This is a genomic window from Microbulbifer sp. ARAS458-1, assembly GCF_045348205.1.
Classification (GTDB): Bacteria; Pseudomonadota; Gammaproteobacteria; order Pseudomonadales; family Cellvibrionaceae; genus Microbulbifer.
This window is the reverse complement of sequence record NZ_CP155838.1, coordinates 1,776,995-1,794,684: the sequence shown is the minus strand read 5'-3', so window position 1 is coordinate 1,794,684 and position 17,690 is coordinate 1,776,995. Positions and strand designations below refer to the sequence as shown.

Sequence of the window (17,690 nt, the reverse complement as noted above, 5' to 3'; positions counted from 1 at the left end):
CCGGCTGCCGAAACGATCTGCCCAATCTGGCGCCCCGCATCAGCTCTGGACCAATACCACAACCTCGTCTTCCGCCTTCGACACAAGAGTCTCCTGGAGCAATTGTTCCAATGGCCGAGGCCTGCCAATATGGTATCCCTGCACCAGATCGACACCGATGGCCTGCAGCTTTTCGACCGTCGCCTGATCCTCCACAAATTCAGCGATTGTCTGCGCCTTCAGCCGGTGCGCCACCTGGTTGATAGATTCGACAATCATCAGATCGACAAAATTGGAATCCACCTGCCGCACAAAACTACCGTCGATTTTGATGTAGTCGATGGCAAAGCTTTTCAGGTAATTGAATGAACTCAGTCCATTGCCGAAATCATCCAGGGCGACGGTACAACCCATTTCCCGCAAGTCCGCTACAAACTGACTGGCACTCTCCATCTGATTGATCATTGCGGTTTCGGTAATTTCCATTCCGAGGTGCTGCGGCGGAATCGCCGACTCTTCCAGCAAGTGAAAAAACTGTTGCTGAAACAAGCTGTCACCGAGCGCGTCGGCGGAGAGGTTCAGCGCAAGTTTCAGTCCACTGGCCGCAACGGCTGCACCCTGGGTCTGAAACAGTTCCCGCACAATCCAGCTGTCAATCTGCTGCATCAGACCATAGCGCTCGGCAGCCGGAATAAACGCTCCGGGAAGAATCAGAGTGCCGTCTGTATCCAGCATTCGCACGAGTACTTCGTAGTGATGGATCCGGGAGGTATCCCCGGCGCCGGCAATCGGCTGCGCGTAAAGTTGAAAGCTGCCCTCGTCCAATGCGGCACGAATACGCGAGGCCATGTGGATTTCCCGGTGCTGTTCCGCCGCCGCACTCCGGTCCGCCTCGTACAGCATCACCACACCGCGGCCGGCGTGCTTGGCAGAGTAACAGGCAACATCTGCCTGGCTCATCAAGTCGGCTACCTGGCTGTTACTGTGGGAAATTTCCGTGACACCCACACTCGCGCCCACATCGAAAATCCGGCCGCTCCATGGGAATCGCAGGGCAATAATTTTCCGTACCAGCTGCTCGCAGCGTGCCAACCCCTGCGTTTTATCGCAGTCACGCAGTAAAACCCCAAATTCGTCGCCACCCAGGCGGGCCACACAATCGGACTCCCGCAAGTGCCCGCGCAAAAAGCGCGCGACATTCTTAAGCAGCGCATCGCCCGCCTGATGCCCCGCGCTGTCATTGATTACCTTGAAGCGGTCCAGGTCCATATACGCCAGTACATGCACACGCTCGGTATTGCGTACGGTACTCACCGCCTCCAATAATTCACGCCGGAAAGCTTCGCGGTTGGGCAGATGCGTAAGATGATCGTGACTCGCTTTGTAGCGAAGCTGCTGGATCAGCTGGCGGGTTTCGGTAATGTCCTGACACACAAGTACCGCACCGAGTACCAAACCATCACTGGTCCGCAGTGGCGATGCTGAACACTTTACGTCATAACAGTCGCCCCCACGGTGATGCAGTACCGTGCCCTCAGGGGACATCACCGGAAGGTTCATATTGAGACAGTCTTGTGCCGGGCTGGCCACCAGGGCTCCGTCGCGCCCTGTGGACAAGCGCACCACTTCACGGACGTCGTGGCCGCTCACTTCCGCCAGCTTCCAGCCGGTCAGCTGCTCGGCCACCGGGTTCATAAAGGTAATTCGCTGGCGCTCGTCTGTGGCGATAACCGCATCGGCAATGGCGGTAAGGGTCACCTGTAGGTGCTCTTTTTCTTTTTCCAGAGACTCGGCCATCTGCTTGTTTTCGGTGATATCGCGCAACACGCCAATCAGCCGCAATGGATACCCACCATCCGCCGATTCCATCACATGTGCCAGCTCATGTACCCAGCGCCACTGCCCAGAGTCGGTTTCTACACGATACTGGCAATCTATATCGGGGGCGCCACCTTCAATGTGCGCTTTCTGCGCCTCGAGCAGGCGCGAACGGTCAACGTCCGCCACCCGCGCGACCCAGTCGTTGCGACTGGCGAGCTTGCGCGCATCAATACCCATCCCACTGCTGAGCCACTCCGAAAAAAAAGTTTTTCCAGTAACCAGATCCCAGTCATAAACCACCTGACCAGTCACCGATAAAGAAAACTTCCAGCGCTCTTCGGCACGCGCCAACTGTTCTTCGCTACGCTTGCGCCAGTCGACATCTTCAATCTGCACCACCGCATACAACGGCTCGTTGCGAGAACCCCGGGCAAGCGAGCACGACCAGTGCCCCCATACCCGCTCACCATTTTTGCGAACGAATTGCCATTCCGCATCCTGCACATAGCCGAATTCAAAATCCTGCGGCGGGCGCTCATAGGTTGGCATCCCGTGGCTTGCGCCAGCCTTGACCGTAGGCAGTACAACCACCTCCCCCACCCGCAAACCGCGCAGTTCGACCTCGCTAAAGCCGATAAACCGGCAAAAGCTCGCATTTGCCTGAAGTATACGATTGTCCAGTGTGACCAGGAGCATACCTATACGGGAGGACGCCATCGCGGCGCGAAAACTGCTTTCCACTTCCACTATCCGCGTACTGCGCTTGCGCTCGACCCGCGAGACCACTGCCATAATGTACGCGGGGAAGATAGCGGCATACAGAGGAAGGAAGTCCAGCGCGGTAGTGAGCTTTTGCAATTCTTCTGGCAGTACGGAGAGGGCATTGGTGAATAGCGCAAGCTGTGCGACAACGGCTACAAATACCAGCAACAGTGTTTGCATCAGATCCAGGCGCGACGCTGCCCAGATCAATGGCAGGACGATAAAGACAAACGGATGTGGAACCGTAAATAAAATACCAATTATTCCGGCAAGCGCCAGTACGGACACCAGTAGCAGGTGGGGGATCGCCCGCGCAGACAGTGATTCGCAGCCGGCACCCAAAGTACACAGATAGACCAGTGGAAAAAAAATACTTATCCCGACGACATCCGCCAGATACCAGACCACAAAAACATCAACAGGTGGCAGCCCGGCAAACACCATCGCCACCAGAGCACCAAATCCAGCACCGAAAAATGTCGGAATCAACGCACCAAAGCAGATGAACCGCAGCCAGCGCCCTGCGCCGTCGAAAAAGTCGCCGGCGGGGCAAAAGAATCGCAACATGGTGGCCGAAACACTGGCCTCGACAACACCGGCCAGTGAATACAGTGTCGCATTGACCAGCGCCACCTCCCCTGCCACCGCAGCACACAGAGAACCGGTATAGGAGGCGAGCAGCAATACCTGCCACGAGCGAAACGCATGCCGGTAAAGGATGGCGATAGTGTATGCGTCCGCGAGCCAGATGGTGGCAATTCCGTCGCTGACATCGAGAAACTGCTTGCACAGAAAGGCGAGTACAAAGGTGGCAACAGCCAGCAACAACACACCCGATGCGCTCGCCACCGCCTGTTCGACGTGGGTTGACTGCAAACTCGCAGGAGCCTCTAACCCACGAAGTTTTGCGCTACCTTGATCTGCGATTCCCGTATCGGGCGCTGACTCGTTCAAGCAGTACGTCCTTTCACTATCTTATCGTTATTCCTTACGCGCCATTCACGCCCACAGCTTTCGCGCCAACCGGGGACAGGGGCAGCCGCAGCCGGATGTACAGCTTACTGCCCGCCCTCGATCTCATCGATATGACCAAGTGACAACCCATAACGCAATCCCTCAGCGAGACCGGCGAGGTCGTAATTCGCCGGCACGCAGAAATCCACATCCTCACTGCACTGATCGAGAATACCCACAAGTGGAATATGTGCAGTACTTGGGTCACTCCGCAATATACTGGCGAAATCCCGAAGTGACACACCAGGTAACTCACTGTCGATCAAGATGACGTCTGGGTGCGCAGTTCGCGCGGCAAAAATCCCCCGCATTGCATCGTTGCAGGTCTGTACTTCGGCCTGCTGTACAGATGCCAACACCACTTTCATACGACTGGCATTGGCGGTTCGCCCGGTAATATAAAGCAGGCGGCAAGCCGGAAGCATCTGAGCGTAGTCGGGACGCGCCGCCATTTTCAGCACTTCATTTGGGGCGTCGTTCATCATGAATTCAATCCAGAATACCGAGCCCTGCCCCTCCTCGCTATCAAATCCGATGCGCCCCCCCATGGCCTCGGTCAGTTGCTTGGCAATCGCCAACCCGACACCGGTGCCTTCGATCTTTCCCAGCTCCGCCCCCAGGCGGTTGAACGGTTCGAATACCTGCGGCTGCTTGGCCGCGGCAATGCCACTGCCGGTATCCAGAACACTCAGCCTCAACCACCCCTCAGCCTGGGGGGCCAGAGAAATGACCACGCGACCGCCCTCGCGATTGTATTTGATCGCGTTACCCACAAGATTGAGAACCACCTGTTTGAATCGCACGGGGTCAGCGAGGACAAAAGCACGCTCCCAACCAAGAGGCTCGAAGGTCAGGCTGACCTTGCGGGTATCTGCGAGAGGCTCCAGTAACTGCCGGCAGTCTGCTACCAGGTTAGCGGGCTGAACGGGCTCAATGGAGGGCGCGAGACGCTGACTGTCGATTCGCGCGAGATCCATCACATCTCCGACCAGGTGCAGAAGGTGCTGCCCGGCCTTGCGGATTTCCGCAAGACGCAGCCGCTGATTTGGGTTCACACTTTGATCGAGTTCGACCATCTGACTGTATCCGAGGATCGCATTGAGCGGGGTGCGCAACTCGTGCCCGAGGCTCGAAATCAGCTCCGTGCGGTCGCGGTTCTGCTGCTTTAGTCGCAACAACTCCTCTTTCGCACGCATCTGTTTTTTCTTGGTGGTGGTGATATCTTCAAGGGTCCCGAGTACCCGGATGGGGCGCCCGGCACTGTCAGTCTGCACGTTACCTCGAGCGCGCACCCAGAGGGTGTTGCCATCGCGATGTTTCAGCCGGAATGCCACGTCCAGCGGCAACCGCTCACGGACGTTGTCCTCCATCGCCTGTTTAACATCGGGGTAATCATCCGGGAACATGTGGGTTTTCCAGCGAGCCAGTGCCGCCCTGACATCCGGGTCGCTATGTCCACGGGCATATCCCAGCATGCTCCAACAGGTGTTATCCAGCACTATTTCATCGACCCGCAGATCCCACTCCCACAGGCCGTCACCAATGGCGCTGAGCGTCTGCTGTAAACGCTCCCCGGAAAAGTTGGACAGGGGGCGCAACGAAAGCGGTTCGGTGTAATCAGTACACCCACCCAGAAAGAATCGCTGCCCTGCGGGATCGTTGAACGCCCGAGCCCAGACCCGTAACCACACCGGTTGACCGTCGCGGGCATAAGCGCGCATCGTGGTATCGGCAAAGGTTCCCTGCTGACACAAACGATTGCGCAGCGCCAGTAAACCGTCGCGATCATCGGTATGAACCAGGTCCAGGTCACCACTCCATATACCGGATAGCGCCAATTCCGGATCCTGGTGCAATTGCAGCCAGATACTTCCGGTAGCGCGCTGCTCTCCGGTCTCAGGATGCCACTCCCAGATTCCCTGATTTGCGCTCAACAGCAGGCTATGCAGGTACTGCACCTGATTCAGTGCCTGCTCGGGCGACAGGCCTTCCAACTCGCCGGGGCTGGCAAGTTGAAGACCAAATGGACTGGAGTGTATGGGGGTCGTCTTCGACACCGTATTGCCGTGCAGCTGCTCTTGAGGAAAGGCCGCGCATGCAGCCGGAATACGGCTAGTGAATCACTTATCGCCAGATAAAAAAAGGCCCCGCAATGCGGGGCCAAAAATAGCGATGATGAGAGAAAACGGGAAGTCACGCATTATTACAATTGCCATAACCCGTGATGGATTCCCGGAGCGTGGACCTTGCGGCCCACGGTAAATATGCTGCAACCGGTGTGCCAACTTTTGAGAAAGAGTAAAAAAATATCTATTTCACTCTAAAATCGACCAGATAGATCAAGATTTAGTCACATCGAAAACCATATAACGAAAAACCTGTTCTAAGAATGCGTTTATTAACGATAAATGACAGCGCTTGACCCATTATCGAACGCAAAAACCCACCAACGCACCAAAATAACGCACTTAAGGACATATACGCACAATCCTGACTTTCTACCCATGAAAGACAAGCTAAAATGGAGTTTCGTCCAACCCATCGCGGGGAAAATGAGAACCACGAGGCAAAAAACAGGTCTCATATCCACCAAATTACAGGACGTGCGCCCTCTAATAACGTGTTCCGAGACGGTATCTGGGGTAGCATTTCCCTTTCGGCCCGCGACTCTGCCGCAAGCGCCGAAATCGGCAGGTTTAAACAAGGTTGTAAATATATGAAAGCAGTTCCCGAAGCCCCCCGTATCTGGCTCACGACCGTACTGTTCGCCAGTACCGCGCTGGTCGCCGTGACCCTGGTACCGCTGTATGGCTTCCTGGTTGGTTATCACTGGTACCAGTGGCTGGCATTCGCCGTGCTGGGTGCCTTCTGCGGCTTTTCCATCACCGCGGGCTACCACCGCCTCTGGTCACACCGGACTTACGAAGCGCACTGGTCCCTGCGCCTATTTTACGCGCTGTTTGGTGCCGCCGCGCTTCAGAACAGTGCACTCATCTGGTGTTCCGGTCACCGCCGCCATCACCGCCACTGTGACGACAATGACCACGACCCCTATTCCGCCAATCGCGGTTTCTGGTTTTCTCATATCGGCTGGATGCTGCGGGATTACCCCAGTGGTGCCGTAGACTTCGACAACGCCAAGGACCTGCAACGCGACAAAATCGTTATGTGGCAGCACAACCACTATGTACCCATTACCGTTGCCATGAACGTCGGCGTGCCCCTGGCGCTCGGCCTGCTCACCGGCGATGTGCTGGGCATGTTGCTGCTGGCCGGCGTATTGCGCATTGTGGTGAACCACCACACCACCTTTTTTATCAACTCCCTTGCCCATATCTGGGGCCGCCGTCCGTATACCGATGAAAATACCGCCCGCGATAATGATCTGCTGGCATTTTTCACCTTCGGTGAGGGCTACCACAACTACCATCACATTTTTCAGACCGATTATCGCAACGGTATCCGCTGGTACCAGTGGGACCCCACCAAGTGGCTGATCAAGACCGCCAGCTGGCTGGGCCTGGCGCGCAACCTTAAAACCGTGCCGGCAATGCGCATTCAAAGAGCAATGCTGACCATGCAGTTCAAGCGCGCAGAGAAAAAACTGGAAAACTCCAAGCACAAGGAAAGCTGGAAGCAGCTGCTGGAACGCGAAGCACAGGACTTTTCCGCCGCTCTCGCAGAGTGGAAGGAACTGCAACAGACTCGCTATGAGAGTGCCCGAGAGCGTCTCGTAGAAAAATGGGAAAACGCGACCATCCGTACCCGCGTCAAAGAGCTGGAGTACAGCCTGAAGATGCAGCGCAAACGCTTACAGATCATGATGGAGCAGTTCCACCTGGCTCCGGCCACGGTGTAAACGCACAAGGCGACCCCAAGGGGTCGCCTTTTTTGTATCTGGACATCAATCACTGGCGATGACTTGAACGCCTCGGGATATGCACTATAACCATAAGAGAAAGGTCGCACTCCCGAGCGATCAGGAAAACTATAATTACATCAATCAACGAGAAGGCGCTATTGATGAAGACGTTCAAACAGGCCCACGAAGTTCTCAAGGACGCCCAGAAATTTCATCTGGATATGGCCGGCGTTTACCAGCAGCTGCTGGAGAATGCCCAGGACAACCGCACCCAGCTGCTGCTCAAACATCTGTACGAACACGAGCTGCGCATGGCAAACAACCTTAAGAATTACGGCGCGGTAGCGGAGCAGAAGGTCATGCAGACCTGGCTGCAATACACCAATGAGGAATCTGCCGGAGAGCTATTGAAAAACCTCGATCTGAGCGAAAAGCCGTCAATCGATGAAATCAACAAGCTCGGCCAGGAGGTTGACCGCTATTTTTCCGAGCTGTACCACTCCGTATACGGATCTATCGAGTCAGTGGAGGTCAAGGAAGTCTTCGAAAACCTCAAGCATATCCAAGACAAGGAGCGTATTACCCTGTCCATGGCCACTAACTCCCTCTGGGATATGTAACCGCCCTGCACCGCGTTCGCCCATCGCCCGCCCCCGGTGCTCCGCTCTGGCTCCCGGTGCTCCGCTCGGGAGAGTACAGGGCGAGGACGGGCGCTACCTTCCTCCCGACTTCACCTCAGCGGTATTTTCTGGCGTTAAAAGCTCGATTGTGACCACTTTATGAAAAGTGGGTGTTGCCTCGACCCACGGCGATTGCTATTTTGACAGCGATGTCATTTGGCGGCGCCGAGGTATTAGCGTCGTAATTTAATAAAAATAATCTGCCGCAAGGTGAACATTATATGATCAGCTCAAAGCTCAGGCTCGGTCTGATGACCGCTGCCATGCTCACTGCGGGACACGGCTACGCCGCCGTCGACTGCACGTCACTCCCGGTCTGGGAAGCCGCCACCGCCTACTCCGGGGGTGCGGAGGTCCAGCATAACGACAACGCCTACAAGGCAAACTGGTGGACTCAGAATCAGAACCCCGAACAGCACTCCGGCCAGTATCAGGAATGGAGCCTGCTGGGTGTCTGCGAAGATGGCGATCCCCCCCCGCTCGCACCGCCACAGGGATCGATCACCGCGCCGACCGCCGGCTCTACCCACAACGAGAATGACAGCGTTGTCTTGTCCGCATCTGCATCCGACTCCGACGGCACCGTTACCTCCGTTGAATTCTTTATCGACGGAGCACTGGTCGCCACCGACACCGCCGCGCCCTGGCAAACTACCTGGACTGCGGTAGCCGGAGAGCCCACTCTCACCGCCCGCATCACAGATAATGACAATCTCACCACCACCACCGCGCCGGTCACTTTTACCGTGGAAGAAGATGTCGTGGTCGGGCCGGTTGCTCCGGAAATCAGTATTACGGCACCCGCCAACGGCTCTACCCATACCACGGGTGACAGTGTGAATATCAGCGCCAGTGCCTCCGACAGCGACGGCAGCGTAACCCAGGTAGCCTTCTACGTTGACGGCAACCTGATCGGTACCGATTCCACCGCACCGTACACAGCTTCCTGGACCGCAACGCTCGGCAACCACACGATTTCCGCCGTCGCCTCCGATAACGACGAGCTGGAAGCTTCCGCAGAGGTGCCGATTACCGTAGAAGATGAAGCGGTGGTGATCGGGGATCACCCCTGTCGCCCGGATGGGCTCTACACCACACCCGGCACGGCACCCAATTACTGCGCCATTTATGACGCGGACGGGCGCGAAGATATGGGCGCGGACCACCCACGCCGCATCATTGGCTACTTCACCAGCTGGCGTAACGGCGCCAACGGGCAGCCGAGCTATCTGGTTAAAGACATTCCGTGGGGGAAAATCACCCACATCAATTACGCCTTCGCCCACGTAGGCAGCGATTACTCCGTTTCGGTAGGCAATACCAGTGACCCCGGCAACCCCGCAACCGGAATGGAGTGGAATGGTGTCCCCGGTGCCGAAACCGACCCCGACTACCCCTACAAGGGCCACTTCAATCAGCTGTCCAAATTCAAGGACCAGTATCCGGACGTGAAGACTCTGGTCTCCGTGGGTGGATGGGCAGAAACCGGTGGCCACTTCAATGAAAACGGCGACCGAGTGGCCGATGGCGGTTTCTACACCATGACCACCAACGCCGATGGCAGTATCAACCACCAGGGTATCGAGGCCTTCGCCAACTCTTCTGTGGACTTTATTCGCCAGTACGGCTTCGATGGTGTCGACATCGACTACGAATATCCCACCAGCATGAACGATGCCGGCAACCCGCTGGACTTCGGCATATCCAACCCCATGCGCGGCGCCCTGATGGAGTCCTATGTGGAGCTGATGCGCGTTCTGCGAGAAAAACTGGACGAAGCCGGTGAGCAGGATGGCACCCACTACATGCTGACCATCGCATCACCATCTTCCGGCTACCTGCTACGCGGCATGGAGACCATGCAGATCACCCAGTACCTGGATTACGTCAATATCATGACCTATGACCTGCACGGCGCCTGGAATGAATATGTCGGTCACAACTCCGCGCTGTTCGACAACGGCAATGATCCGGAGCTGGCAGCCGCTAGTGTCTACAGCACCTCCCAGTACGGCGGTATCGGCTACCTGAATATCGACTGGGCGGTGAAGTATTTCCGCGGTTCGATGCCCGCAGGCCGTATCAATATCGGCATCCCCTACTACACCCGCGGCTGGCAGGGTGTTTCCGGCGGCACCAATGGCCTCGGCGGCTCGGCACCACTACCGGCTCAGTCAGAATGCCCTGAGGGTACTGGTGGCGCTTCCGATTGCGGGAACGGCGCTGTCGGTATCGACAACATGTGGCACGACAAAAACAGTATCGGTGAAGAGATGGGCGCGGGCTCCAACCCCATGTGGCATGCCAAGAACCTGGAAAACGGCATCCTCGGCAGCTATCTCACCGATTACGGCCTGAACCCGGCCAACGATCCCGAAGATGCCCTGGTAGGCACCTACGAGCGTAACTACGACAGCGTCTCTGAAGCCCCCTGGCTGTGGAATGCTCAGAAGAGCGTCTTTATCTCCACCGAAGACGAAGAGTCCATGGACGCCAAGGTGCAATACGTTATCGACGAGGGCGTCGGCGGCATCATGTTCTGGGAGCTGGCCGGCGACTACGACTGGGATGCGTCCAAAGGTGAGTACTTTATGGGTGACACACTCACTACCCTGGCCTACGACAAGTTCGCCAACGCCAGTGAGTACCGCCACCTGCGTACCGATCGCGTGGTGCCGGATGAAGCACTGGATATCGGCATCGAGATCACGGATTTCAAGTTAGGCGATCAGAACTACCCATTGAATCCGAAGTTGTTTATTACCAACAACACCGGTGGCGTACTGCCCGGCGGTACTGTGTTCGAGTTTGACATGCCCACCTCCACATCCAACATCATCACCGACCAGAGCGGTGCCGGATTGGAAGTCATTGAGGATGGGGCCAACGCCGGTGGGGGTAACGTGGGCGGCCTGGAAAATGAGTTCCACCGTGTGCGCTTCAGCCTTCCAGAGTGGCAGGACCTGGCGGATGGTGAATCCTGGGATATGACTCTGAATTATTACCTGCCGGTCTCCGGCCCTCAGGCTTACACCGCAACGGTCAACGGAACCACCTACGCACTGGCCTTCGAATACCCCGATCTGCCCATTGCCGAGCTCGGCAGCGGTGGCGGTTCCTCCGGTGGCAGTTCTGGGGGCGGTAGCGGTGAGAGCTGTAGCGATGCGGGCGTGGATACCAGTGGCCTGGTCACCTACCCCGAGTGGCCACGGGGTAATCACGCAGCGAGTGGTGACCAGATCATCCACAACAACAGTGTATTCGAGGCCAAGTGGTGGACTCAGTCCGAACCAGGCACTGCGGACGGCAGCTGGAGCTTCGTCTGCAATCTCTGAACTCCGCCAGATAACCAGACTAACCGGGCCGGCGACGCAGCGCCGGTCCAATCTCACAGGATGGGCAGCTCGACAAAACAGATATTCAACAATTCTCTCTCTGCGTTGTGACTGATAGGAACTCCTGTACAGGATTTGCTCCTATGTTCGCCCCGGCTCCGGTCGGGGCTTTTTTTGGTTTTCATCCATGAGAAATCTGAAACAGGGTTACCTTGGGAAATTGCCACAGCGCGTTTACATTCAATTTTTGATTAGCAGTAACAATCATGGTCAGTAAAAAACAACGACTTGCCTCCGTCGATGCCCTGCGCGGCTTCGATATGTTCTGGATTATCGGCGGCGAGGCGCTGTTCCTGCCGCTATTTGCGCTCACCGGCTGGTCCATTTTCCAGTTTGGGCACGGGCAGATGCAGCATACCGAGTGGCACGGCTTCAGTTTTTACGACCTGATCTTTCCACTGTTTATTTTTCTTTCCGGTGTCACCCTCGGACTTGCCAACAAATCTTTACAGGGGCTGCCGATCAGCCAGCGGGCACCAGTTTACCGCAAGGCTATCAAGCGCCTGTTTTTACTGATATTGCTGGGGGTTCTTTATAACCACGGTTGGGGTACCGGCATCCCGGCGGACCTGGGTGAAATCCGCTATGCCAGTGTGTTGGCGCGCATCGGTTTTGCCTGGTTTTTTGCGGCGATGATCGTTTGGCATTTCGGCATTCGTACTCAGTACGCGATTACTGCCGGCATCTTGCTGGGATACTGGCTGATTCAGGCTGCCGCTGGCGATTACACACCGCTGGGCTCGGTGAACGCCTGGGTGGATCAACATTTCCTGCCGGGAATCACTTACCAAAACCGCGCTTACGACCCGGAAGGTGTTCTCTCCACTATCCCAGCCATTTCCAACGCCATGTTCGGCGTCTTCGCCGGCCGTTGGCTCAGCAGGAATGCGGGTGATCACGGAGCCATTCTCAAAGGCCTGTTTATCGGCGCTGCGGCCTGTCTGCTCGTAGGATTTTTATGGCACTGGATTTACCCGGTGAACAAGGAGCTGTGGACCAGCTCGTTTGTATTGATCACCTGCGGTTGCTGCTTGCTTCTTTTAGGTATTTTCTACCTGGTTGTGGATATGTGGCACTGGGAAACCTTCACCTACTTTTTCTCGGTGATTGGTTGTAATGCGATTCTGGTGTATCTCGGTACCAGCCTGGTGAACTGGACATATTCCAGTAAGAGTGTGTTCGGTGGGATTGCTTCAGCCTTGCCCGAAGCGGTGGGGATTTTGGTGATTGCCTGTGGTGTGATTTTGCTGCAGTGGTTGGTGCTGCGGTTCTTGTTCAAGCGTGGGATCTTTATTAGCCCTTGAGTTTCGGGGCTCCGCTTGACTGGATTGGTGGCGGCTGAGCACCAGGTATTCGATTTAAACTCTGTGCACAGATTAAGCAGAATTGAACAATCTCATTGCCGCTACGAAGTGATTATTTTGATGTGAAGGAAAAGTGCTGGGTGCGGGTTTTCAGGAGCGTCGCAAACAGGGATGTTTGCGACGCAGCGTACAGGGACGTATTCACAGCGGTCCTGAAAACCCGTACCCAGTGCTTTTCCGCCACCAATCCTGCAGAAGAACTTAGCGGACCCCGTACTTAACCAAGGCGCTCGAGCAAAGCCTCAACAATAGGCTGATTAGCATCCGGAAAACAAAAATCCGGTAATTCTGAAACAGCAACCCAAGCCAGCTCCTGCCCCTCAACACCGCGCTCTTTTCCGCTGAACTGGGTAACAAACCAGGTATCCAAAAACACCTGCTTATCCCCATAGTCATGGCGAACCTCGATTAGCGGCTCCATGGCTTTCACTTCAATATCGAGCTCTTCTTTCAGCTCTCGACTCATCGCTTGTTGAATGGTCTCACTGTCCTCGACCTTGCCGCCCGGAAACTCCCATCGGCCACCCATATGCAGGTGGTCGGGACGCTTGGCTAACAGGATTCGACCATCGACGCCGAGAATGACACCGACTGCAACGTGAATATGCTTGATCACCGACGCGTCCATCAAGTGCGGTACTCTGCATTGATGGTCACGTACTCGTGGGAGAAATCGCAGGTCCAGATGTGTTCACAAGCATCACCCCGTTGCAGGTCCACGGTAATAGTGAATTCCGCTTGCGCAAAAATTTTCTGCCCAGCTTCCTCGGTGTAACTATCTGCGCGACCGCCGGCTTCTACAATCTGGACATCATCGAGAAACACACTGATCTTACTGGTATCCAGGTTCTCGGCACCCGCATTACCAATCGCCATTACCAGACGACCCCAGTTCGGATCAGATGCGTACATCGCGGTTTTTACCAGTGGTGACTCACCTATTTCAAACGCCATACGCAGTGCTTCAGTTGGGGTGGCCGCGTTGTTCACCCGCACGGTAACAAACTTGGTCGCACCCTCACCGTCTTTCACAATGGCTTGCGCTAGCTCGATATGCACATCCACAATGGCCGCCTTCAACTGTGCAAAGGCCTCGCTACCCCTTTCAATTTCACGGCCGGTGGCGCCACTGGCAATCAGCACGCAGGCGTCGTTGGTGGACGTATCGCCATCCACACTAATGCGGTTGAACGAAGCATTCACCGCTTCCTTAACCAGTTCGTCCAGCACTGACTGCGCAATGCACGCGTCGGTAGCCACATACGCCAGCATGGTCGCCATATTCGGCTGGATCATACCAGCCCCCTTGGCGATACCAGCGATGGTGACGGCCTCACCGCCGATATCGACAGTACGACTGGCCGTCTTGGGACGGGTATCGGTGGTCATGATGGCTCTGGCCGCACTGTCCCAGGCATCCGCCTGCAGGTTATCCACAGCCGCTGGCAACGCGTCGAGAATCTTCTGTACCGGCAGGTGCTCACCAATCACCCCGGTACTAAATGGCAGTACTTGCCGCGCTTTGATTTCAAGCGCGTTCGCGACCCCTTCACAGCTTTGTTGCGCGGTTTTCAGGCCTCGCTCTCCGGTGGCCGCATTGGCATTGCCAGCATTGATCAAAAGCGCGCGAATTTGCCCCTGGCGAATGTGCTCCTTGGCCACCAGCACCGGTGCCGCGCAGAAGGCGTTCTGGGTAAAGGTCGCGGAAACACTGGCACCTTCGGCGATTTCGATCAGCAACAGGTCGTCACGCTGCCAGTTTTTGATTTTGGCGGGAACGGCGGAAAGGCGGATACCGGGAACCGGAGGAAGTGGCTGCGCCATGAGGTTACGTCCTTGAGCAAAAGCGGGTAGTGCGCGAATTATAAATAAAAAGGCCCGCCGGGTAAGGGCGGGCCTTTACAGAATCTAATGCGTCAATAACGACTGCACAATAGTTTTCAGGTAGGAGTGGAGGAAGTCAGCTTGCCGTGGCACTGCTTGTACTTCTTACCCGACCCACAGGGACAAGGGTCGTTGCGGCCAACACGGGGCCCACGACGTACCGGCTCCGGAGTTGCTTCCGCCGTGGCGGTTTCTGTTTCCGGCAATGCTGAAGCCTGGGCATGTTGCAACTCCAGTTGCTGACGGCGCTGAGCCTCCAGACGACGCTGCTCCATTTCTTCCATCTGCTCGCGGGTCATCGGCTCTACATGGGCCAGCACGCGGATTACCTCGTGCTTGAGGTTTTCCAGCAGGGTCTGGAACAACTGGAAAGACTCGCGCTTGAATTCCTGCTTGGGGTTCTTGTTGGCGTAGGCGCGCAGACCGATGCCCGCGCGCAGATGATCCATGCTGGACAAGTGCTCTTTCCACAATTGATCCAGCACCTGCAACATCACCTGACGCTCGATTGTGGGCATCAGGTTTTCATCGCCTGTGCTCTCGGCAATACGTGCGAGCTTCTGCTGATACGCCTTCTGTGACTCTTCAACAATTTTTTCCCGCAGGCTTTCCTCGTGCAGGGTGCGGTCTTCGTCCAGCCACTGCTGTATCGGTAATTGCAGCCCCAACTCGGATGCCAGCTGTTGCTCAAGCGCGGGAATATCCCACTGCTCTTCCACACTCTGCGGGGGCACATGGGCAGAAATCACTTCGTTTACCACATCGTCGCGAATGGCGGTAATGGTGTCACTGATGTTCTCTGCTTCCAGCAACTCGTTGCGCTGTGAGTAGATCACCTGACGCTGGTCATTGGCGACATCATCGTATTCCAGCAGCTGCTTACGGATATCGAAGTTGCGTCCTTCCACACGGCGCTGGGCTTTTTCGATGGCGTTAGACACCATGCGGTGCTCGATGGCTTCGCCGCGCTCCATACCCAGCATCTGCATAAAGTTCTTCACCCGATCGGAGGCAAAGATACGCATCAGGTTGTCTTCGAGGGAAAGGTAGAAGCGGGTCACACCCGGGTCACCCTGTCGACCGGCACGGCCCCGCAGCTGGTTGTCGATGCGGCGGGATTCGTGGCGCTCGGTACCGATGATGTGTAGGCCGCCAGCCTCAATCACGGTTTCGTGGCGCTTCTTCCACTCGAATTTGATCTTCTCGATCTCTTCCGTAGTTGCCTCTCGCCCTTCGCTCTGTTGCAGCTCTTCGACTTCCGCTTCCCAGTTACCCCCCAACACAATGTCAGTACCGCGGCCCGCCATATTGGTGGCGATGGTCACGGTACCCGGGCGACCTGCCTGAGCGATGATCTGGGCTTCTTTTTCGTGGAACTTGGCGTTCAGCACCTGGTGCTCGATCTTGGCTTTCTGCAGCAGTCGGGACATTTCCTCAGAGGTCTCGATGGACGCGGTACCGACGAGAATCGGCGCCTTTTTATCCCGGCAGTACTTGATGTCCTCAATAATGGCTTCGAGCTTCTCTTCCTTGGTGAGGTACACAAGATCATTGAGGTCTTCGCGCTGCTTCTCGCGGTTGGTGGGAATCACCACCACATCCAGACCGTAGATCTGACGGAACTCGAAGGCTTCCGTATCCGCGGTACCGGTCATGCCGGCGAGTTTCGGATAAAAGCGGAAGAGGTTCTGGAATGTTGTGGAGGCGAGCGTCTGGCTCTCACTCTGGATCTGAACGTTCTCTTTGGCCTCCAGCGCCTGATGCAGGCCCTCGGACAGGCGGCGGCCCGGCATGGTGCGGCCGGTGTGCTCATCGATCAGCACCACCTGACCGTTTTGCACAATGTAATCCACATCGCGGTTGAACAGCACGTGGGCACGCAGGGCAGCATTGACATGATGCAGCAGGCCCAGGTTACCGGGAGCATAAAGTGATTCGTCTTCCTTCAGCAGGCCGTTGCGAGTCAGCAGATCTTCGATCAGCTGGTGCCCCTCTTCGGTCATCTCTACCTGACGGCTCTTCTCGTCCACGGTGTAATGACCTTCGCCACCTTCTTCGCCGCGCTCCAGCTGCGGCACAAGCTTGTTCATGGCCATATACAGCTGAGAAGAATCTTCCGCGGCACCGGAGATAATCAGCGGGGTGCGGGCCTCGTCGATCAGGATGGAATCCACCTCATCCACAATGGCGAAATTCTGCGGGCGCTGGGTACGATCTTCCTTGCGCAACACCATATTGTCGCGCAAATAATCGAAGCCGAACTCGTTGTTGGTACCGTAGGTGATGTCTGCCTGGTAGGCCGCTTTCTTGTCTTCCGGATGCTGCTGAGAGACCACGATTCCAACCGTGAGGCCGAGGAACTCGTATACCGGGCGCATCCAGTTGGCGTCGCGGCTGGCGAGATAGTCATTCACGGTTACGATGTGAACACCCTTCCCTTCCAGCGCGTTCAGGTAGGCGGGTAATGTCGCCACCAGGGTTTTACCCTCACCGGTGCGCATCTCGGCGATATGCCCTTCATGAAGGGTCATACCACCAATCATCTGCACGTCGAAGTGGCGCATTCCCAGGGTGCGGTCACTGGCCTCGCGCACCGCGGCAAAGGCTTCCGGCAGGATCTTGTCGAGGGTCTCACCATCCGCCAGACGCTGGCGGAACTCATCGGTCTTGGCTTTCAGCGCGGCGTCGTCCAGCGCTTTGTAGTCGTCTTCCAGCGCGTTAATCTTCGCGACAACCTTGCGCATGCGCTTCAGTTCGCGGTCATTTTTTGAGCCGAAGACCGTTTTTATCAGTTTGCCAATCATTATTCAGAAACCACATTAATGCTGATTATGCCTGCAGGGCCAAAAATGGGGCCTCTGCGCAGAAAAGAGTGCAAGTAAACAGGAAGGCGCCAGACGCCGCAACAGTCTAACTTGGTGCAAACACC

General features: G+C 56.3%; 9 protein-coding genes. 4 read left to right on the top strand and 5 right to left on the bottom strand.

The window, feature by feature from the left end; translation table 11 throughout:
• Positions 1 to 39 precede the first annotated feature (39 nt).
• Positions 40 to 3,438, bottom strand: a complete 3,399-nt coding sequence (locus AAFH99_RS07355) for an EAL domain-containing protein (RefSeq protein WP_406829061.1) — start codon at positions 3,436 to 3,438, stop codon at positions 40 to 42.
• Between the two features lie 182 nt (positions 3,439 to 3,620).
• Entirely contained in the window at positions 3,621 to 5,633 is a 2,013-nt protein-coding gene (locus tag AAFH99_RS07350) for an ATP-binding protein (RefSeq protein WP_406829060.1), read from the bottom strand.
• 659 nt (positions 5,634 to 6,292) lie between these two features.
• On the opposite strand from AAFH99_RS07350, the gene AAFH99_RS07345 reads away from it, so the two are divergent.
• The 4 genes from AAFH99_RS07345 to nagX all read left to right on the top strand — a co-directional run bounded on the left by AAFH99_RS07345 (position 6,293) and on the right by nagX (position 12,817).
• Positions 6,293 to 7,435: a fatty acid desaturase gene (locus tag AAFH99_RS07345; RefSeq protein ID WP_043317371.1), complete on the top strand. Its 1,143-nt coding sequence runs from the start codon at positions 6,293 to 6,295 to the stop codon at positions 7,433 to 7,435.
• Positions 7,436 to 7,599: 164 nt separating this feature from the next.
• Complete coding sequence (locus AAFH99_RS07340; RefSeq protein ID WP_043317372.1) at positions 7,600 to 8,058, top strand: hypothetical protein; 459 nt, start codon at positions 7,600 to 7,602, stop codon at positions 8,056 to 8,058.
• Positions 8,059 to 8,339: 281 nt separating this feature from the next.
• Positions 8,340 to 11,453 (top strand): glycosyl hydrolase family 18 protein, encoded by a 3,114-nt coding sequence (locus AAFH99_RS07335; RefSeq protein WP_406829058.1) that lies wholly within the window; start codon positions 8,340 to 8,342, stop codon positions 11,451 to 11,453.
• Positions 11,454 to 11,719: 266 nt separating this feature from the next.
• Complete coding sequence (gene nagX, locus AAFH99_RS07330; RefSeq protein WP_406829056.1) at positions 11,720 to 12,817, top strand: transmembrane glucosamine N-acetyltransferase NagX; 1,098 nt, start codon at positions 11,720 to 11,722, stop codon at positions 12,815 to 12,817.
• A 277-nt stretch (positions 12,818 to 13,094) separates the two neighbouring features.
• On the opposite strand, the gene mutT is transcribed toward nagX, so the two are convergent.
• From mutT to secA, 3 genes are all read right to left on the bottom strand, one after another.
• A complete protein-coding gene (gene mutT / locus AAFH99_RS07325; protein WP_406829055.1) occupies positions 13,095 to 13,493 on the bottom strand; it encodes an 8-oxo-dGTP diphosphatase MutT in 399 nt (132 codons plus the stop codon).
• An 11-nt stretch (positions 13,494 to 13,504) separates the two neighbouring features.
• Complete coding sequence (gene argJ / locus AAFH99_RS07320; RefSeq protein WP_406829054.1) at positions 13,505 to 14,701, bottom strand: bifunctional glutamate N-acetyltransferase/amino-acid acetyltransferase ArgJ; 1,197 nt, start codon at positions 14,699 to 14,701, stop codon at positions 13,505 to 13,507.
• Between the two features lie 116 nt (positions 14,702 to 14,817).
• Positions 14,818 to 17,565 (bottom strand): preprotein translocase subunit SecA, encoded by a 2,748-nt coding sequence (secA, locus tag AAFH99_RS07315; protein ID WP_043317376.1) that lies wholly within the window; start codon positions 17,563 to 17,565, stop codon positions 14,818 to 14,820.
• Between the last annotated feature and the right edge of the window lie 125 nt (positions 17,566 to 17,690).